General features: G+C 46.0%; 16 protein-coding genes. 7 read left to right on the forward strand and 9 right to left on the reverse strand.

The window, feature by feature from the left end; genetic code table 11:
* Positions 1 to 11: 11 nt before the first annotated feature.
* From CRECT_RS06310 to CRECT_RS06330, 5 genes are read right to left on the reverse strand one after another with little or no spacing between them, the layout of a single operon-like run.
* Positions 12 to 1,679 carry an AAA family ATPase gene (locus tag CRECT_RS06310; protein ID WP_002944784.1) on the reverse strand — a complete coding sequence of 556 codons (1,668 nt, stop codon included), beginning with the start codon at positions 1,677 to 1,679 and terminating at the stop codon, positions 12 to 14.
* Positions 1,666 to 2,961, reverse strand: coding sequence for a tRNA (N(6)-L-threonylcarbamoyladenosine(37)-C(2))-methylthiotransferase MtaB (gene mtaB, locus CRECT_RS06315; RefSeq protein WP_002944820.1), 1,296 nt, complete (start codon positions 2,959 to 2,961; stop codon positions 1,666 to 1,668). Before mtaB ends, CRECT_RS06310 begins: the two co-directional genes overlap by 14 nt.
* A complete protein-coding gene (locus tag CRECT_RS06320) occupies positions 2,958 to 4,544 on the reverse strand; it encodes a mechanosensitive ion channel domain-containing protein (protein ID WP_002944838.1) in 1,587 nt (528 codons plus the stop codon). The genes mtaB and CRECT_RS06320 overlap by 4 nt, the downstream gene beginning before the upstream one ends.
* Positions 4,541 to 5,578 carry a 3-dehydroquinate synthase gene (gene aroB / locus CRECT_RS06325; RefSeq protein ID WP_039888221.1) on the reverse strand — a complete coding sequence of 346 codons (1,038 nt, stop codon included), beginning with the start codon at positions 5,576 to 5,578 and terminating at the stop codon, positions 4,541 to 4,543. The genes CRECT_RS06320 and aroB overlap by 4 nt, the downstream gene beginning before the upstream one ends.
* A 33-nt stretch (positions 5,579 to 5,611) precedes the next feature.
* A complete protein-coding gene (locus tag CRECT_RS06330) occupies positions 5,612 to 7,015 on the reverse strand; it encodes a COG3400 family protein (protein WP_171992694.1) in 1,404 nt (467 codons plus the stop codon).
* A 35-nt stretch (positions 7,016 to 7,050) separates the two neighbouring features.
* Between CRECT_RS06330 and tgt the strand changes: the two genes are divergently transcribed.
* Genes tgt through CRECT_RS06345 form a run of 3 tightly spaced genes read left to right on the forward strand, consistent with a single transcriptional unit; the run spans position 7,051 to position 9,084 of the window.
* Complete coding sequence (gene tgt / locus CRECT_RS06335; RefSeq protein WP_002944812.1) at positions 7,051 to 8,187, forward strand: tRNA guanosine(34) transglycosylase Tgt; 1,137 nt, start codon at positions 7,051 to 7,053, stop codon at positions 8,185 to 8,187.
* Positions 8,188 to 8,196: 9 nt separating this feature from the next.
* Positions 8,197 to 8,889, forward strand: a complete 693-nt coding sequence (locus tag CRECT_RS06340) for a CorA family divalent cation transporter (protein WP_002944824.1) — start codon at positions 8,197 to 8,199, stop codon at positions 8,887 to 8,889.
* Between the two features lie 3 nt (positions 8,890 to 8,892).
* Positions 8,893 to 9,084, forward strand: a complete 192-nt coding sequence (locus CRECT_RS06345; RefSeq protein ID WP_002944826.1) for a hypothetical protein — start codon at positions 8,893 to 8,895, stop codon at positions 9,082 to 9,084.
* A 554-nt stretch (positions 9,085 to 9,638) separates the two neighbouring features.
* Here the strand turns inward: CRECT_RS06345 and CRECT_RS06350 are convergent.
* The 3 genes from CRECT_RS06350 to CRECT_RS06360 are packed head-to-tail and all read right to left on the reverse strand — an operon-like array spanning position 9,639 to position 14,129.
* Positions 9,639 to 10,994 carry a TolC family protein gene (locus CRECT_RS06350; RefSeq protein ID WP_002944763.1) on the reverse strand — a complete coding sequence of 452 codons (1,356 nt, stop codon included), beginning with the start codon at positions 10,992 to 10,994 and terminating at the stop codon, positions 9,639 to 9,641.
* A gap of 1 nt (position 10,995) precedes the next feature.
* Entirely contained in the window at positions 10,996 to 12,918 is a 1,923-nt protein-coding gene (locus tag CRECT_RS06355) for a MacB family efflux pump subunit (protein WP_002944727.1), read from the reverse strand.
* A gap of 17 nt (positions 12,919 to 12,935) precedes the next feature.
* Positions 12,936 to 14,129, reverse strand: coding sequence for an efflux RND transporter periplasmic adaptor subunit (locus CRECT_RS06360; protein ID WP_039888216.1), 1,194 nt, complete (start codon positions 14,127 to 14,129; stop codon positions 12,936 to 12,938).
* Between the two features lie 148 nt (positions 14,130 to 14,277).
* On the opposite strand from CRECT_RS06360, the gene CRECT_RS06365 reads away from it, so the two are divergent.
* The 4 genes from CRECT_RS06365 to CRECT_RS06380 all read left to right on the forward strand — a co-directional run bounded on the left by CRECT_RS06365 (position 14,278) and on the right by CRECT_RS06380 (position 17,344).
* A complete protein-coding gene (locus tag CRECT_RS06365; protein ID WP_002944781.1) occupies positions 14,278 to 15,189 on the forward strand; it encodes an AEC family transporter in 912 nt (303 codons plus the stop codon).
* Between the two features lie 64 nt (positions 15,190 to 15,253).
* On the forward strand, positions 15,254 to 15,499 hold the full coding sequence (locus tag CRECT_RS06370; protein WP_002944746.1) for a hypothetical protein: 246 nt from the start codon (positions 15,254 to 15,256) through the stop codon (positions 15,497 to 15,499).
* Entirely contained in the window at positions 15,499 to 16,161 is a 663-nt protein-coding gene (locus CRECT_RS06375) for a response regulator transcription factor (protein ID WP_002944807.1), read from the forward strand. The genes CRECT_RS06370 and CRECT_RS06375 overlap by 1 nt, the downstream gene beginning before the upstream one ends.
* Positions 16,154 to 17,344 (forward strand): sensor histidine kinase, encoded by a 1,191-nt coding sequence (locus CRECT_RS06380; RefSeq protein WP_039888217.1) that lies wholly within the window; start codon positions 16,154 to 16,156, stop codon positions 17,342 to 17,344. Before CRECT_RS06375 ends, CRECT_RS06380 begins: the two co-directional genes overlap by 8 nt.
* 909 nt (positions 17,345 to 18,253) lie before the next feature.
* Here the strand turns inward: CRECT_RS06380 and CRECT_RS06385 are convergent.
* Positions 18,254 to 18,400 carry a hypothetical protein gene (locus CRECT_RS06385; RefSeq protein WP_002944735.1) on the reverse strand — a complete coding sequence of 49 codons (147 nt, stop codon included), beginning with the start codon at positions 18,398 to 18,400 and terminating at the stop codon, positions 18,254 to 18,256.
* Positions 18,401 to 18,966 lie beyond the last annotated feature (566 nt).

Below are 18,966 nucleotides of genomic sequence, written 5' to 3' on the forward strand. Positions count from 1 at the left end.
TCTCCTTAAATTTAGTTGTAATACTCTTTTATTATCCTACTAAGCGCGTCTTTATCTATACTCTCGTAAATTTCTATATATTCACTGATGCGCTCCAGCTGCGTTTTCATCCCCGCTAGAAACGTCCCGACTTCGGCGTATGCCTCTTGCAGTAGCTCCTCAGCCTCCGCCGCGCTTGGCGTAAAGGTACGCCCCATGCCATACTCAAAGACCATATTTTGCGCGATCTCACGGGCCTTTTGGATGTCGGCGTTGGAGTTTGAAAACGTATCGTCTTTGACCATCTTTAGCGCGCTCATACCCGCCAAACAGACCTTGATGCGAGCAAACATCTGCGAGCGCGACTCTATCTCTCGCTCGGGGCGCATAAACTGCTCCTCGACGAGCGAAATTTTTTCAAATTCTATCCCGAACCAATACGCCGCCAAGGCCTTTGCGCCCTGATAGAGCGCTTGGATGCGCTTTTCCTCGTCGTTGTAGCTCAAAATCCTCTTTTTCCCGAGCAGGACTTTGTTTAAAACGCTTTCAAAATCGCTAAATTCGATTATCTCGACGCCGCGTCTTAGCGCATTTATCGCGGCTTCATTTACCAGCGTAGAAAGCGCCGCCCCGCTAAAACCGACGCTGATACGCGCTACGTCCTGCGCCTCTACGCTCGTGTTTTTGTCTTTCAGATAGGACTTTACGATCTCCGTCCTGTCGGTAAAATCTGGCATCGAAAGGAAAATGCGCCTGTCAAATCGTCCCGAGCGCAGTAGCGCCTCGTCTATCATCTCGATGCGGTTGGTTGCGGCGATCACGATGACGCCGGAGTTATCCTCAAAGCCGTCCATCTCGGTCAGCAGCTGATTTAGCGTGGCCTCGCGCTCGTCGTTTCGGTTGCCGCCGCGCACCTTGCCCACGGCGTCGATCTCGTCGATAAAGATGATGGAGGGCGCATATGCTTTAGCCTTTAAAAACAGCTCATGCACGCGTTTTGCGCCCATACCGACGTAAATTTGAACAAAACTCGCGCCGCTTTGGTAAAAAAACGGCACTCCCGCCTCGCCCGCGACGGCCTTTGCCACTAGCGTTTTACCCACGCCAGGAGGCCCGACCATCAGCACGCCTTTTGGCATTTTGATGCCGAATTTTTTATATTTCGTCGGATTTTTTAGAAAATCCACGATCTCGCTTAGCTCGAATTTAACGTCCTTTATGCCCGCCACGTCGTCAAATTTGACGTTTGAGATAGCAGGAGCCACCGAGCTAGCGGCAATATTTTCATACTCATAGACGTTTGCTTTTTGATTTTCGTTTTGAGCGGCTAGTCTTTGTTTTTTAAACCTAGCATAAACCGCAAGCCCCACAAAACAAATAGCTATCAGCGCTAGCACGGCTAAAATTTCATCCAGCACGGGCGTCTCTTTTTTTAGATCGACTGGCACTTTTTGCACCAGAGCGCGCATGTCCACGCCGTCTTTTACGATGATGTATTTGTTGCCGCCCTTAGTCGTGAGCTCCAGCTCGCCGCCGTTTACGGTCGCGCTTGCGATCATATCGCCCTCTAGCAGCTTTTCATAGCTTTCGTACATTATATTTTTGGGTTGATTTCTGCCTACCGCAACGGCTAGCAAGATCGCCAAAATAGCCGTCAAAATCATGATGATCTTTTGTTTATTTAGCTTAAATTTGCGCATAGTCGCCCTCGCTTTTTACTTCAAATTTATCTATGACCGCCCACTCTTTTAAAATTTGCTTATCCGTTTTGATTTTTACTTTGTTATAAAACTGATCGAAGCCTTCGTAAAATTCGCCGTTTAGCTGCTCGACGAGCACGTTTAGGCTCCCGCCTTTTTTGGCATGCTCTTGTCTAAATTTAAAATTATTTTCCGCTACGATTTGCTTTAAAGTTTTAAGCCTAGCCTTCGCCACGTCACCGCTAACGTCCATTTTCATATCCGCCGAGTGCGTGCCCGTGCGCGGCGAATACGCAAAGCAGTGTAGATGTGTGAGCGGAAATTTTTTAAAATTTACCAGCGCCTCGCTCCAGATTTCTTCGCTCTCGCCCGGATGCCCAACGATGTAGTCAGTTCCTAGCGCAAAGCCCATCTCGCTAAGCTCCAAAAATAGCTCCAAATCCCTAAAGGCCTGATTTCGCCGCCTCATAATGCGCAGCATCGCCTCGCTCGTGTGCTGAAGCGCGATGTGCAGGTGCCGCTCCAGCCAGCTCTCGCGTAAGATTTCGCGAAAACTCTCGTCTATCTGGCTGGGCTCTATGCTGCCTAGCCTTATGCGCTTTATGCCGCCTACTTTACCGAGCCTACCTAGCAAGCGACCTAGGCTTGAGCCCGTATCCTTGCCGTAGCTGCCGATGTTTGTGCCCGTTAGCACCAGCTCGTTATAGCCGTTATAAGCTAAAATTTTAGCCTCGCGCAAGATCGCTTCCTCATCCATACTGCGCGCCTTGCCGCGAACGGCGGGGATGATGCAGTAACTGCAGGCAAAGTCGCAGCCCTCTTGGATCTTGATAAAGGCTTTGGTGTGATTTTCGTAGTTCGTTACGATATTTTTGTCGATACTTTTTAAATTTCCCAGCTCGAAAAACGGATCTTGCGACTTTAGCAGCGCATTTATATCCTCTTTTTTACTCGCGCCTATCACGCCGAAAACCGCGCTTTTACTAAACAGCTCCTTGCCCTTGCTTACTGCGCCGCAGCCCGTTAGTATCACTCTAGCGCCTCGCTTTTTTATGCCGTTTATATAGCTGCGCGCGCCGCTATCTGCGGAGTTTGTGACCGTGCAGGAATTCACCACTACGATGTCGGCTTCGTTTTCGTCGCTAACGATATCGTAGTCTTTGACGTAGCTTTTCATCAGCTCGGTGTCGTAGATGTTCGTGCGGCAGCCGAAGGTTTTAAAAAATACTTTCTCTCGGCGCGGCTCTTGCGTGGTCAAATTTGAGTTTAAATTCGCATTCATATTTCCTCGCCGCCCTCCGCCAGAGGCTTTGACTCGCCGGCTTTTACGCGCCCGTCCATATAGATAGTCTGCGTAGGATACGCGATCACGATGTCGTCGTGGCTAGCGATGGCTTCCATGATCTCCGCGCTTATCGTGCTTCGCAAAGATAGCGTGGCAAAGGCGTTTGCCATATACCAGACCGAAATTTTCACGCCGTAAGGTTCGATAAAGGTAAATACGCGCGGCTCGACGTTTGGATTTTTGATACTGTATTGATTTCGCAGCTTGCTCATCTGCTTTTTGGCGATTTCGGTGTAGCCTTTGGAGTATTTTCGCACGATGGCTTTGATGATGTGGGCGGCTTTTTTGTGATTTGATTCAAAGCTAAAAACGACGTCGATACCGTCCCAGACGGTCTTCATACCTTGGTGCGAGTAGTTTGCGATAAGATCGGTGAAGATATAATTATTCGGCACGAATATAATGCGCCCCGCTCTGCGGTTTGCATTTACCGTGACTATCGTAACGTCCTCGTAGATGGTCATCCTAAGCAGCGAGATATCGATGATATCGCCCACGACGTCCTCTCCGTCTTTGCGCACCTTTATGCGGTCGCCGACGTGAAAGCTACCGCCGAAAACCACCACCGTCCAGCCGAGCATACTCATAAACATATCTTTCATCGCGATCGCGATACCCGCAGATGCAAAGCCCAGCACCGTGACGAGATAAGTCACGTTTTCGATATAGGCAAAAAGCAAGATCATAATGATGAGCGTAATATTTACGAGATTTATAAATTTATTCGCCGTATAGAGGCGCTCGTTATCGGTGATCGTCTTTTTGATGATAAATTTAAACAAAAACGAAAGCCCGATCACGACTACGATAAATATACCGATATCAAGCGCCTTTTTCATCTGCGCCTTGATATCCTCGCTAGTGCGGTTTATCGCCTCATTTACGCGCTTTTCATACACTCCGTAGGTAGTCTTTGCGATGTCGGCCGCAGCGTTAAATTCCGCTAGCTCCTGCCTGGTCCCATCTAGCTCGTCTTTAAACTGCGGCTCCTCGCTTAGCTTTACGATCTGGGCTAAAATTTGCTCTTTTCTAGCTAGCTCGTCGGTCGTCTTAGAAAGCCCTTCCAAGCGGTGCTTATACTCGTCTTTTTCGCTTCTAAGCTGCTTTATGTATGAAAAGCCCGAGATCACGGCGACGGGATTGGTTATCTTTTGTAAAATTTCTATCTCGGGAGCCGTTATCATACTGGAAAACGGCGCTTTTTGAAACTCTCTTAAAAGCTCGATCTGCTCTTTTAACGTGCTTTGCTTTTTTTGTAGTTCGAGCACTTTTTCGGTATTTTTAGCCTGTTTTTTTATCGCTGCTTCGATTCCTTCAAGCTCTGCGCTTAGCTTTTGAAAGGTGTTATAGTTTGAGTAGCGAGTCGCCCAGATATTATCGGCCAGCTCATCCTCGATAAAGGCCAAAGAGGCGTTTAGCTCGGCTAGCTGGGCTTCTTTTGTCCCGTTAAAATCGCTAGGTATATCATCTAGCGCATAAGCAAAGAGCGCAAAAAATAAAATAAATAAAATTTTTCTCATTCAAACTCTCTTAAAACGTCCATCACGAGCTCGCGCGGCACGTCTTTTCGTATCTCGTATGCGCCGATACCTCGCGGCAGGATAAATTTGATCGCGGAGTTTTCCGCCTTTTTATCAAGGAAAAACGCCTCGTAAAAGCTGCTTGCATTTGGCACCTTGTAGCTTATCGGCAAGTCAAATTTAACTAAAAGCTCCGCCACGCGCGCCTTTTGCTCCTCGCTCATGAGGCCTAGCTTTACCGCTAGCGCGTTAGCCATATTCATACCGATCGCCACCGCCTCGCCGTGTAGATATTTTTTATAGTTTGTTTCGTTTTCTATCACGTGAGCGAAGGTATGGCCGTAGTTTAGCACCGCACGCACGCCCTTTTCGCGCTCGTCGACCTCTACGGCGGCGGCCTTTATCTGCACGCAGCGGTAGATTAAATTTTGCAAATTCGCCTCATCAGTCAAATTTGCGTTCTCCATCCACGAAAATAGTTTTTCGTCAAAGGTTATCGCCATCTTTACGGCCTCCGCAAGTCCCGCTGCAAATTCGCGCTTTTCAAGCGTCTTTAAAAACCCGGTTTCGCAGTAAACGGCGCTTGGTTGATAAAACGAGCCGATCAGATTTTTGCCGAATTTGTTATTTACGCCCGTTTTTCCGCCTACGCTCGCGTCAACTTGGGCTAGCAGAGTAGTCGGGATGTTTATAAATTTGATCCCGCGCTCGAAAATGCTCGCCGCAAAGCCCGCCATATCGCTCACCACTCCGCCGCCAAGCGCGATGATCACGCTACTGCGGTCAAGGCGGCTGACAAAAAGCTGCTCTAAAATCGCCTCGATAGTTTGCATATTTTTATACTCTTCACCGTCTGGGACGCTGATGATGAATTTTTGCGGACAATCTATGCGTGAGAGTAAATTTTGCAGATAAAGCCCGCCTACCTTTGCGTTGGTCACGATAGCGACTTTAGCGTCAAATTTAAGCTCTTTTAGCTCGTTTATATAGACGCCGTAGCCGGGTTTGCCGTCAAATTTTATATCTATTTTCATCTTATTCTCCGCTTTTATTTTATCCAAAATAGCCTAATTTATCGGTATAAAAATTTGATAATTATCGCTAAGGCGCGCGTAAAGACGGTTCATATCGTTTGAAAACGCCGCAAAGGCGTCTTTTTTACTGATCTTTTTCGTAAACGGCACGAACTGGAGCAAATTTTGCTCTTTTTTTAGCCTTAAAATCGGATTTGAATTTTTGTCCTCCACGACTTCGATCTTACGCCCGAAAATCTTAGCCAAGCTGTCAAAATGCTCCTCCATCTCCTCGTCCGCGCCGCTTCGGCCGAAGTGATAAAGCGTTATGGGCATATCAAGCTGCGAGCAGCAGTCCATGATGACGGCCGATTGGCTCTCTATCTCGTCGCCAAAACCGCTACTTAGCACCACGCCCTTTTTGATCTCGTCGATGTCGCTTTTACCGATGGCGGCGACTGGTTTTTTTAGCTCGAAAAGCAGCCTTTTGTGCGCGGAGAAAAATTTATTATCCGTCACCACAAGCCCGACGTCGTTTTTAAAAACATCGTCTTTTATCTGCCCTACTCCACCCCCGAAATAATCAAACATCACCGTCGCCATCTCGTCGTTTACGGATTTTAGCTTTTCGTAGGCTAAATTTAGCGCAGGATTTACGACCTTGACGAAAAGGCGCCTGTTGTTTAGCTTTTCGTGCAGTTTTAGACTCTGCTCAAGCAGCCTTATGCACAGCTTTTCGCCCATCTTTTTCATGTCTAAAAACAGATAAATATTATGCCCAAACGGGTTTGGAAACTGCCCGGTTTCTTTTTTTACGCTTCTAAATACGCTTAAAAGCACGCTTGGTTCGCCCACTATCAGCAAAACGTCGCCCGGCAGGATCATTAAATTAGGCTTTGCGATCATGAAATTTGAGCCACGATAAATCATCGCGATGCGCCATTTTTTCTGCGTTATGGAGCTGATGTGACGGTACATAAAGGAGCTGCCCACCGGCACTTTTACTTCCATTATCTCGCCCTTGCCAAGGCCTAGGTTATCGGCCACGACGGGGATATCTGGTAAAAAGTCCATGAGCCTAGCCGTTAGCACCGCTCGCGCGTCCAAGACCGTTAGGTGCGAGTCGTCCTCCAGCCCGCTAAGCCCCCAGAGATCAAGCATCAAAATTTCCGTTTTTTTGCTGATTTGGCGCAGATTGTTATAGACGCTAATCGTCTCAAAGCCGTCTTTTAGCATTATCATAAACTGGCTGAAATAGCCGCTAGCAGCCTGCCTCAGCCTATCAAGGCTAGTCGGATCAAAGCGGTAAAAGGTAAAATTTTCTAAATTTACGTCCGAGTAATCCTCGTCTCCACAAGCGATAACGACGTAGTGATGCGTGCTGCTTCTGCTTACGAATAGTCTTTCTAAGAAATGTTTCGCTACAATGCCGTCCGCAACTATCAAGATATTTTTCATTAAAACTCCAAATTTAAAGGGACTATTATATCAAAATGACTTTTAGTATAGATAAAACCGACGGTGTGGCGCGCGCGGGCACGCTAACGACCGCTCACTCTACGATCAAAACGCCCGTGTTTATGCCTGTAGGTACCGTGGGCGCCGTAAAGAGCCTAGACGCCGTGGATATGATGCAGATTTTAGGCGCCCAAATCATCTTAGGCAACACCTATCACCTCTACTTGCGCCCCGGCAGCAAGGTCGTAAAAGAGCTCGGCGGCCTGCACGGCTTTACTAAATTTAACCGCTCGTTTTTAACCGATAGCGGCGGCTTTCAGGCCTTTTCGCTAAGCAAAATCTCAAAACCGGACGAAAACGGCATCAAATTTAAAAGCCACATCGACGGCAGCGCGCACTATTTCACGCCGCGCTCGGTGCTAGATACCCAGTACGACCTAAACTCCGACATCATGATGATCCTTGATGATCTAGTCGCGCTTCCTGCCGAAAAAAAGCGCGTGGAACTAAGCATCAAACGCACGATAAAATGGGCGCGCGAGGCGATAGATTATCATAAATTTAAGCAAGACAAAGGCGAAGGGCTCACGCAAAATATATTCGGAATAATCCAAGGCGGCACGGATGAGGCGGCGCGTAAATTTTGCGCCGAAGCGCTGTGCGAGATGCCCTTTGACGGCCTTGCTATCGGGGGACTTAGCGTAGGCGAAAGTAATCAGGAGATGTACGACACCGTACAGGCCGTGATGCCCTACATCGACGCGGCGCGTCCGCGCTATCTCATGGGCGTAGGCACTCCTGAAGACCTCGTAGAAAACGTAGCCCGCGGCGTGGATATGTTTGACTGCGTGATGCCGACGCGAAACGCGCGCAACGGCACGCTATTTACGAGTTTTGGTAAGATAAATATCAAGTCCGCAAAATTTGCCGCCGATCCCGCTCCGATAGATCCCCAGTGCGACTGCTATGCGTGCCGCAACTACTCGCGCGCCTATCTTAGCCACCTATACCGAGCGGGTGAGCTGACGTTTTTCCGTTTGGCAAGCCTACATAACTTGCACTATTATCTAAATTTGATGCGGCAGATGAGAGAAGCGATAACGGCCGGCGAATTTGAAAAATTTAGGCGAAATTTCTACGCTAAACGCGGCAAAGACGCGCCGAGCATATAAGGCAAAACCGTGAGCGAGCGCGATATCTCGGGGTACTTTTACGACGAGGAGTGCGAGTACGTCTATCTCGTGACGGACGGCAGCGAACAAAACTATAAATTTATCTTTAAAGACGACAAAATTTACGCCCAGGACGGCAGCCAGAGCGGCGCGGAGGAGTTTATCCGCGTAGTAAAAAAGATAACGAGCGAGTTTCGCGCCAAGATCGCCGAGCACTCTGCCCAGCTTGAAAGCTACGAGAAAATCTACGCGGGCAAGAGGGATTTTACTAAATTTATAAAAAAGCACGCGATTTTAAAATACGAAATACGCAAATTTCAAAATAAAATTTCGCACTTTTACGAGGCTCTGGCGATCTGTCAGAACGAAAGACCCGAACTTAAAAAACAGCTAAAAAACTACGTCTACGAAGCCGGCGTGCTAAAAAATGCAGCCTGCGAAAATGCCGCCAGGATAGACGATATATACGCGCATATACAGAGCCTAAAAAACGACAAAATCAACCGAAACATATATATCCTGACGCTACTTTCGGCGCTATTTTTACCGCTAAATTTTATCACGGGATTTTTTGGGATGAATACGAACGGGATGTTTCTAAATGGCTTTCAAAACGGCACGGCGATCGTCGCCGGATCTATGCTTGCGCTTTTTGCGACGCTAGCGGGACTGTTTTATTTTCTGGGCAAAAGGCGGGAGTAAAAAATGGATAAAATTTTACTTTTTACGGCGCTTTTTGGCGCAAGCGCGGCATTTAGTAGGATAGTCGAGCAACAAACGGCTTGCAAAGCCGGCGATATGCAAGCTTGCACGGCGGCGGAAGAGTATTTTACGGGATGGCGCGCACAGGGAGAGCTCGCTACAAAAAAGCGAAGCAGGTGCATAAATCGTCTATGACAAAAACGCCTACGAAGCAGGCAGCGAGCTAGGCGCGCTTATACAAAAAGGCCGAGCGTAAAAACCGACACCGCAAAAGTAAGAGCTTTTAAAAAAGCGGGCGGGCGACGGCGAGAAATCGGGTTGTTATAATTGCGAAGAGAGTTTTAAAGAGTAAAATTTGACGTTTTTACAAAATCCAAAGCATAAGCAATCTTTGTCTGAGCGCAAAATCGTCCCGCCGACTGAGCCGATTTGCTTGCAAAATTTACGCCAAATAGTAACGCTAAATTTGAAAATTTCTAACCTGATTTAACTTTAACTCCACCGTAAAAACAATCAACGACTGAACAAATTTGGGATAAAGGGTCACGGGTCAAATTTAGCTCGCCGCTAAATTTGACCTTTTAATCAAAATGTGAAATTCGCAAGCCGCGGCACAAATTTGGCAATAGACTTAAAAACGCGATTTATCGACAAAATTTGACAGAAATAAAATCACTAGAATTTGACTATGCTGATAAATTTTACCGTCAAAAAATCACTCAAATTTAAGCAACGAATTTTAGCCGAATTTACTCCGCTCGTCCCGCCATCGCCTTATATACGTTCATTTCATCTTGCAGGATTTTGTATTTTTGCGCGAGCATGCCTACCCTGCCTTCAAGCAGCGAATTTTGCGCCTCCAAATAGTTTTTCAGCTCTGTTTTGCCCAGTTCGTATTTTAGCTTGTAGATGTCGCTGATAGAGCTTAAATTTCGCAAATTTTCATTTATATTTCGCAAAACAGCCTCGTCTTTTTGCAGATTTTTATAGCTCGCGTCAATCTCGTTTAGCGCGGTCGTTAGCGTCTGCGCGTAGTTTAGCTTCATCGTCTCAAAGGTTAGTTCGGAGATCTTTAACCTTGATTTAAGCTTGGAATAGTTTAAAAACGGCAAATTTATCGCAACATTTCCGTTTAGAAATTTTAAGCTAAACGCATCGCTCGCGCTATTTCCGCCGCCGCTCAGCCCCGCGCCCAAAGTAACGCTAGGGTAAAAACTTTTTTCGCTTGAATGCACGTTTAACAAGGCTTCTTTTATGCGCGCGATCGCCGCTTGCAAATCAGGGCGCGCGCCGATAACGTAAAGCGGAACATTTAAATTTACGCCCTGCGGCGAGACCTCACTCAAATCTCCACCCGAATTTAGCTCAAATCCCGGTCTCTCATTTAGCAGATTTTGCAACGTCCGCTCCGCCGCATCGATACTTTTTTGCGCGTTTAGGATTCTGTTTTGGGCCGAGAGGATAGAGCTTTTGATTTGCTTTAGACTTAGCTCTTCTTCTTTGCCAAGCTCGAATTTCGCCCTCGCGACGGTTTCAAGCTGTTTATAATTTTGCAGTAAAATTTTATATAAATTTACGCTCTCATTTTGATAAAGTATCTCAAAATACTTCTCCGCGACGCTACTAACGAGTGCGAGACGAGCGGCCTCCAGGTCGTATTTTGTGGCGTTTGCTTCCCATATGGCGGCATCTGCCGAGCTTGCGAGCTTGCGCCACAGATCGATCTCGTAGCTTAGCGAAACGCCGCTTTTATAGCTCTCATTCCAACTGCCGCCGGTTTTTATATTTTTACCCGTTTCCGCGCCCAAATTTGCGTTAAAGCTAGGTACGAGATCGGCCTGCAAGACGCCTGCTTGCGCGAGGGCTTTATTTACGGCGATTGCAGATTTTGCAAGATCTATGTTGTTTTTTAGCGCGAGCTCGATTAGTTCGTTTAGCCGCGGCTGGTTGTAGCCCTTCCACCAGTCGCGCTCCAACGTAAAATTTGCCGTCGAATTTGAGCTTGCGTTAGCGTCGAGCAAAATTTGCTCGTAGTTTTTGTTTATCTGTGTCGCCGCACAGCCGCTAAAAAAAACTACGGCGATTATCGTTAAAATTTTTCTCATTTTATTCCCTTGATAGCGCATCGATAGGATTAAGTTTTGAAGCGCTGCGAGCGGGCATATAACCAAAGGCTATGCCGATAAAGCTTGAGGTTAGCAACGCTACCGCGATGGAAGCATTTGAAAACACCATCTCAAAACCCTGCACGAATTTGTCAAATACGGAACCGATGACGAATGACAACCCCACGCCGATAATGCCGCCCATAACGCAAAGCAACACCGCTTCTATTAAAAATTGCTGCAAGATATTGCTCTGCCTGGCGCCAATAGCCATCCGTATGCCGATCTCTTTAGTTCGCTCCGTTACCGAAACCAGCATGATATTCATAACGCCTATTCCGCCAACGACAAGCGAGATAAGCGCGACACAGGATATGAGAAGCGTCATAGTTTGCGTTGTCTCTTCGACGGTTTTTTTAATGCTATCGGAATTGCGCGTGAAAAAATCCCGCGCGCCGTGCTTGAGCGTTAAAATTTCAGTGAGGCTGCGCTCTGCGATTTGAGCATTCACTTCATCCTTTACTTTGGCGGTTATGGAAGTTATATGCCTGTCTCCGGTGATTTTATTAATAACCGCCGTATACGTGGTATATGTCCTAAGCATACTGGTATCCATCAGGTCGTTTTTGGCTAAAACGCCGATTATTTTAAACGGACGTTTATTAAAAAGTATGGTTTTATCAAGCGGATCGGTATCGGGGAAAAATTCATTTTTAGTATTATGATCAATCACTATCACCGAAGCGGAATCTTTAACTTCTTCTTCGCTAAACACACGTCCGCTTTTTATCTTATGTCCCAACACTTCAAGGCTTTGCGATCCGCCGCCGCGTAAAGTGGCCGAAGCCGATTTGTTTGCAAAAGTAAGCGTCCCTATGGTCGTAGAGTTCGGAGTAACGCTGTCGAGGTAGTCTTGACGAGAGAGCATCACGGCATCGCTTATACTCAGCGTCTTAATCCTACCTGCACGCATATCCCCAAACCCTTTGCCCGGATATATATCGATCGTATTCGTGCCGATACCGCGAATGCTGGAGAGGATTTGCCGCTGCGAACCGTTGCCCAGCGCGACTACGCTGATAACGGATGTTATGCCTATGATGATACCAAGCATCGTTAAAAGCGAACGCAACTTATGGCTAAATATCGCATTGACGGACATCTTAAAGCTTTCTATAAACTGATCCTTATAAAAACTCAACCAATTTTTTTGCTTTGGTTTTTTTAGATCGATATCGTAAATTTCATCTTTTTTGACGCTGTCTTTTAAAATTTTACCGTCTTTTATCTCTATGATGCGATGAGCGTAAGAAGCAATATTTTGATCGTGGGTTACGATTATGATAGTGTGCCCCTCTTTATGCAAATTCGTTAAAATCTCCATCACCATCATTCCGCTTTGACTGTCAAGCGCACCGGTAGGCTCATCGGCTAAAATGATCTCGCCGCCGTTTATGAGCGCTCTTGCGATACTGACGCGCTGCTGCTGACCGCCGCTAAGTTTGTTCGGCAAACTCTCAAGCTTATCGCCGAGTCCGAGCCCTTTTAAAATTTCACTCGCCCGCTCTTCGCGTTCTTTTTTGGAAACGCCGGCATAAACGCTTGGCAAGGAAACGTTTTGTAGCGTGTTTAACGTGCTTAAAAGATTATATCTTTGAAAAATAAAGCCGAATTTATTGCGCCTAAGCCTCGCTAGCTCATCGCCGCTTAGATTTGATATGTTGTTGCCTTCAAGCAAATATTCGCCGCAACTTGGATTGTCAAGACAGCCAAGGATGTTCATAAGAGTGGATTTGCCCGAACCCGATTGCCCGATAATGGCTATAAACTCACCCTTTCTTATGGTTAAATCAATATCTTTAAGCGCGTCAAAGACGGTATCGCCCAGCCTAAATTGTTTGCCTAAATTCTTAAGTTCTATCACATACATACTCCGCAAAGCTACATTCGGTAAATCGGAGCGCTTACCATATCGCTTAGTTCAGCGGCAGTGCTCTTTGAGGTTACGACATCCTCGCCCTCTTCTACACCGCTTTTTATCTGAGTTCTTAAACTATCCACCAGCCCGATTTGCACTTCACGCCTTTGCACGCTCTTGTCGCTTTTTAATACATAAACAACGTGCTTTCCGTTTTCTTTTTTTATCGCCATACTCGGCACGATCACGGCGTCTTTCACGCTTTCAAGGTGAATGGTATTTTGCGTGGTCATACCGATACGTAAAATTCCTTCGCTATTATCGACTATAGCTTTTGCATAGTAATAAATCGCCGACGAACTCGAACTCGACGATCCGGAAGAGGAGTTAGCGGTAGTAGAATAATTACCGTTGCTTAAAGTAGTTAGTCCCGGATCAACGGAGCTGATGACTGTTTTAAATTTGCGGTCCGGTTCGGAAAGGATCGAATACTCCACTACCGAGCCGACTTTGATCTTCGTAATATCTCCTTCGGCTATCTCCATTTTGAGCTGAACCTTGGAGAGATCGGCGATATTTACTATAGTCGGCGCAGTTTGGTTTGAATTAACCGTTTGCCCCTCTTCGACGCGCACCGAAACGATCACGCCGTCTTTTGGCGCAACGATTTTCGTATATCCCAGATCTATCTGAGCGGTGCTGAGCGAAATTTTGGCTTGGATTATTTGAGCCTGTATCTCTTTTAACGAAGCTTCATTTATCGCGAGGGTATTTTTTGCATTTTCAAAATCTTCTTTAGATGTCGCATTTTTAGCATACAGCTCTTTTTCTCGGTCAAATTTGTTTCGAGCAATCTCAAGCGCGACTCGAGCGCTGTTTAGTTTGGCTTCATAAATCCCAAGCTGGGCTTTTTTGGTATCGACGTTATTTTGCTGGGTGGAACCGTCGATCTCGGCTATCATATCTCCGGCTTTGACCACATCGCCCAATTTTACGTAAAGCTTCTTAATCTGCCCGGAAACTTGCGCGCCCACGTCGATTAGCTCCGTGGCGTAGATTTCGCCGTTACTTTCGATACTTTTTATAAGTTCGCCGCGAACGGCTTTTGAAGTGATAAACTGATCTACCTGCGGGACGTTAAAATTCTTATCGTAAAAGTAGTAGCCCCCGCCCACGACAAGAGCTAAAAATAGGACAAATTTGATAAATTTTTTCATTTTTTTCCGCTTTTTTAAATTTAAATGCGGGATTATATACAAAAAGGCGTTAAGGGAAAGTTAAATATTCCCGCTAAATTTTATTATTCTTTAATATTAGCCGCCGTATAATCGTATCTTTAAAATCTAAAATTTGGATTACGCAAAAATGTTCACGCAATTATTATCCATTTTTATCATTATCGCTTCGGGCTACGGGGCGAAAAAATTTAAGGTCTTCGAGCAAAAAAACGCCTCGGTTTTTATAAACTACGCGCTTTGCTTCGCGCTTCCGGCGCTTATCTTCGACAAAATTTATCACGTAAATATCGACACCACGCTTATTAACGTCATTGCCACGGGCTTTGCCTGCTCTATGCTCGGCGCTGCGGCGATATTTTTCGCGTGCAGATTTTTAAAATTTAACAAAGCCACGACCGTAAGCGCCGTATTGCTGGGGATGTTTGGCAATACGATCTTTATGGGTATGCCCATCATCCAAGGCTTTTTCGGCGAGAGCGCGATGAACGAAGTTATCTTTTACGATCAGCTAGCCACCTCGATTCCGATTAGCATTTTCGGACCTTTTGTCCTGGCCTTGGGCGCTCCGGCAAAGGTTTCGCTAGTTCAAAACGTGATGAAAGTGGTTAAATTTCCGCCGTTCGTCGCGCTGATTTTAGGCTTTTTGCTTCGCGGAGTTCCGCTTCCAAACGTCATCTTCGATGCGTTAAATCTTTTCGCGCAAAGCGTCGTTCCCGTCGCGCTTTTTGCGATCGGCATAGGGCTTGGCTTTCGTAGTATCAAAAGCTGCTACAAATCTACCGCCGTCGTTATTGCGGGCAAGATGCTCGTGGCGCCTTTTATCTTCATACTGATTACGATAATTTTCGGAGTAGATTTCGGTCAAATTTGGATGATCGGCATCTTGCAGTGCGCGATGCCGCCGATGGTGCTGGCAAGCGCGATGATAATGAAAGCCGAGCTTGATAGCCAGCTGGCAGTCGCCGCTGTGGCCGTCGGAGTGGCGTTTAGTTTTATTAGCTTGCCGTTTTTGTCGTATATTTTTAGCTTTATGGCTTAAATTTCACGCTCGTTTCACATTTCTTGGCTAAACTTCCATCATAAATTTTCCTAAAGGAGATGCTATGAAAAAGTTAGCTTTGGTTGCGCTTAGCGCGTTGTTCGTTACAGGTTCTATCTTTGCCGCCGAGATGAAAGGCGATATGATGGAGAAAAAAGATACCATGATGGAAAAGAAGGACGCCATGATGGAGAAAAAAGACGATATGATGATAAAAAAGGACGAAATGAAGGGCGATATGAAAGAGATGAAAGACGATATGGGTAAAAAGAAAGACGATATGAAAGATATGAAAAAGGATAAGATGTAATGACTAAAATTTTGCTCGTAGAAGACGACGAGACCCTAAGCGAGCTGATCGGCGAATACCTAAGCGAACAAGGCTACGACGTAACCGTTCGCGCCGACGCAAAGCAGGCTCTTGACGTCGCATATGAGCGAAATTTCGACATCCTGATATTTGATGTTAAGCTGCCTAAGGGCGACGGTTTCTCCCTTTTAGCCGAACTTAGACAGCTTGGCAACGATACTCCCGCGATCTTTACTACCTCGCTAAATACATTGCAAGACTTAGAGATCGGTTACAAAAGCGGATGCGACGACTACCTAAAAAAGCCTTACGAACTAAAAGAGCTTTTGCTTCGCATTCAAATTTTATTAAAACGCAAATTTTCTCACGTAAACGGCGATTTTATCGCTCTTGAGGGCGGGTATAAATTTTACCCCGGTTCTAAAACGCTCAGACAAAACGGACAAATCGTCAATCTCTCCAACAAAGAAAGCGAGCTTTTGGCTTTATTTTTGAAAAACAAAAATTCGCTGCTAAGCAAAGAGACGATATTTGAGAAAATTTGGAGCTACGACGAAGAGCCCAGCGAGCTTAGTCTGCGCGTCTATATCAAAAATTTGCGCCGAATTTTAGGCAAAGAAGCCATTGTAAACAGGCGCGGCGACGGCTATGTTTATGTCTGAGCGCTCACTCGTAATCGTCAAAATTCTCTCGCTTTATCTCATTACCAGCGCCATATTTTTGGGCTATTTTTTCACTAACGATTATAATATGAAAAAAGAAGCTCTCGTCTCAAACGAGGTCAAAAATCTAAAAGAAATCAAGATGGGCATCTATATGAAAGCGCGTATGGACGGGATTGGCGCGGTAAAAAACTTCACCGCCGAAAAAAACGTCAAGGCCTGCATCGTCTCAAAAAGCGGAGAAATTTTATATAGCGACGAGGATTGTGCGAAATTTGACGGCGGAGACAAAGACAAAAGCAAAGAAGGCGGCGCGATCGACTCGGACGGTCGAGTGGCGATATTTGAGGCACTGCAAAATATGGACGAAAACGGCGCGGATGATCTAGCCACCGCAAAAATCGCTCTAAGCGGCAAAGACATCGCGAGCGAGCTAAATTTGCTACGCATTAGCACGGCGTTAAATTTGTTTATCATTTTAGCGATTTTGATGATAATCGCATTTTACTTATCAAAAACGGCTCTAGCGCCTCTGCACGCCAAAATAACCGCCCTAAATCGCTTTATAAAAGACTCCACGCACGAGATAAACACGCCCCTTAGCGTCATACTAATGAGCATCGAAACGGCGGATAAAAAGAGCCTAAGCCAGCGAAATCTAAAACGTATAAACAACATCGAAACAGCAGCCAAAACGCTAAGTCACATCTACGAAGACCTCACGTATTTATCCTTCGGCGCCTCTCGCGCCGCGCCTAAAGAGGAGCTAAATTTTAAAGAAGTTTTAAGCGAACGACTCGAGTTTTTCGCTCCATTTTTCGCCAAACGCGCTCTTGATTTAAGGATAAATTTAAAAGACGCTCTCATAAACGCAAATACCTACGAGTTAAAACGCGCGGTAGATAATCTGTTAAGCAACGCCGTAAAATACACGAACTCCGGCGGCTACGTCACCGTTAGTCTAAGCAAAGACGAGCTAAAGATCTCAAACAGCGGCGAGGGACTGAGCAAGGAACAGCAGGATAAAATTTTCGAGCGATACACGCGCTTTAACGAAGGGCAAGGCGGTTTTGGTATCGGGCTAAATCTGGTCAAAAGAGCCTGCGAAAACAACGCTATCGTCGTAACTTGCGAAAGCGAACCGGGCAAAGAAACCACCTTTACACTTCGGTGGAGGGGTTAAATTTGACTAGCTTGTTGAGCATCAAAGCTACCTCCGTTTAAAACCGTTTGAGCTTAAATTCGGGCCCGATAGTTTTTAGCTGCCACCGGACTTTAGTCTCGCTACTTCAACGTTTACCGATTTGCAACTTGCAACTCAGCCTATCTTGTTTGATTTGGGCCGCTTTGCCGAGAAATTTAAATTTGGCAGCGATGTAGGCGTTTTACTAAATTTTGCCGCTTATAAATTTTCCGGTCCGACTTATGCCCGGTAGCTCGGAAAAAAACAAAGCGAATTTAACGAATCAAAAACTCCAAAAGCGTTTCAAGGGGCTTTAAATTTTATAGTAATGCCGCGGATAAAGGTTTAGAATGTCGATCGTAGCGGCGTAAAATCAGCAAACGCGACATACCGACGAACCGCGAGTCTATGTACGGGCTTGCGCCGACAAATCGCAGCAGAGCAAAATCCGTCTTTACCGCGGTTATAACCCGCTTTTGCTATTTATTTTCGCAAAATCAGATGCAAAAAAAGGATGTAAAGCGGTGCCGGATTATTTATAAGCCTCGTATATCGATGAAATTTAGCCGTTAGCTTAAATCAAATTTATACATATCGCCCGTATTATCGCACTTTGCGAAATTTTCATTGATCGCCGCATCGTCCCTATGAAAAAAGCATAGCCGAAATTTTTACTCTGCCGTGCCGATTTTTGCTTGCGCCTTAGGCCGATGAGATCAAATTTATATACGTCCGCAGGCAGGTCAAAACCTATGCGCGGATAACATTTTCAAACGTTGGTCGCGCCGATTAAGATCTCTTGCATCCCGTTCGTGACGCCCGCCTTGATGGACGGGCTTGCGCTTTGGCTGCTTGTAAATGTAACCAGGCAACGCACTCTTTGTTTGCCGATCCCGAAAATCGCAAAATTTAAAACGCCTCCTCGTAATCCCGCGGCGTCTTGCAGCGCAGACTCATTTGCGGACTTAAAATGCTACTAATGCGGCAAAACGGCACGATGCGAGCGGTTTTTACCATCTCGTAAAATAGCTTTTTACGCACATAAAAATAGCTCAAAAGCTTTTTGGCTTTGCGGTTTTTTCTTTAAAATCGAGCGACAAGCCCCGAAAATAGCAGCGCCATACCGTAGCCGTTCGCGCTCAGTTTGCTTATTTCATTTTTGCTTTTTTGTTCGGTTTTTGCGTCGCATTGCTCGAGTTATCGGCGAAATAGCGATTGCTTTGAGTTTCCGACCGCCGCTTGCATTTAAATTCAGTCGAATTTAAGCCGGTCGGCGTAGCGTAAATCGCTAATTTTACCAAGCTTGGTTTATCGCTTTTACTCGTTTTTAATGCTACAAAAATGCGAGCAATCGACGGCAAATAGGCAAATTTGATCTCGTCGCGCTCTTGCTGCCAAGGCGCAAAAACTATACGCCCAAGGATGCATCCCGCAAATTTATCCATCGGCCGATCAAGCTCGCAAATCAGCTCTTTAAGCTTTGTTTGTTCGTTTTTTCGCGCAAGGCCCGCAAACGGTAAAATCGTGTTTTAGCCTCGCGCAAAGCATTTCGCCCGCATAGCTAAAATTTGACGCAGGCTCGAAAAATCAATCTCGCTCTTCGCGCCATCAGGTGAAATTCG

The organism is Campylobacter rectus (assembly GCF_004803795.1).
Lineage (GTDB): Bacteria > Campylobacterota > Campylobacteria > Campylobacterales > Campylobacteraceae > Campylobacter_A > Campylobacter_A rectus.

Excerpts from the sequence above, each read along its gene's own strand:
- CRECT_RS06310 (WP_002944784.1), bottom strand. The coding sequence starts at position 1,679 with ATGCGCAAATTTAAGCTAAATAAACAAAAGATCATCATGATTTTGACG.
- mtaB (WP_002944820.1), bottom strand. The coding sequence starts at position 2,961 with ATGAATGCGAATTTAAACTCAAATTTGACCACGCAAGAGCCGCGCCGA.
- CRECT_RS06320 (WP_002944838.1), bottom strand. The coding sequence starts at position 4,544 with ATGAGAAAAATTTTATTTATTTTATTTTTTGCGCTCTTTGCTTATGCG.
- aroB (WP_039888221.1), bottom strand. The coding sequence starts at position 5,578 with ATGAAAATAGATATAAAATTTGACGGCAAACCCGGCTACGGCGTCTAT.
- CRECT_RS06330 (WP_171992694.1), bottom strand. The coding sequence starts at position 7,015 with ATGAAAAATATCTTGATAGTTGCGGACGGCATTGTAGCGAAACATTTC.
- tgt (WP_002944812.1), top strand. The coding sequence starts at position 7,051 with ATGACTTTTAGTATAGATAAAACCGACGGTGTGGCGCGCGCGGGCACG.
- CRECT_RS06345 (WP_002944826.1), top strand. The coding sequence starts at position 8,893 with ATGGATAAAATTTTACTTTTTACGGCGCTTTTTGGCGCAAGCGCGGCA.
- CRECT_RS06350 (WP_002944763.1), bottom strand. The coding sequence starts at position 10,994 with ATGAGAAAAATTTTAACGATAATCGCCGTAGTTTTTTTTAGCGGCTGT.
- CRECT_RS06360 (WP_039888216.1), bottom strand. The coding sequence starts at position 14,129 with ATGAAAAAATTTATCAAATTTGTCCTATTTTTAGCTCTTGTCGTGGGC.
- CRECT_RS06365 (WP_002944781.1), top strand. The coding sequence starts at position 14,278 with ATGTTCACGCAATTATTATCCATTTTTATCATTATCGCTTCGGGCTAC.
- CRECT_RS06370 (WP_002944746.1), top strand. The coding sequence starts at position 15,254 with ATGAAAAAGTTAGCTTTGGTTGCGCTTAGCGCGTTGTTCGTTACAGGT.
- CRECT_RS06375 (WP_002944807.1), top strand. The coding sequence starts at position 15,499 with ATGACTAAAATTTTGCTCGTAGAAGACGACGAGACCCTAAGCGAGCTG.
- CRECT_RS06380 (WP_039888217.1), top strand. The coding sequence starts at position 16,154 with ATGTCTGAGCGCTCACTCGTAATCGTCAAAATTCTCTCGCTTTATCTC.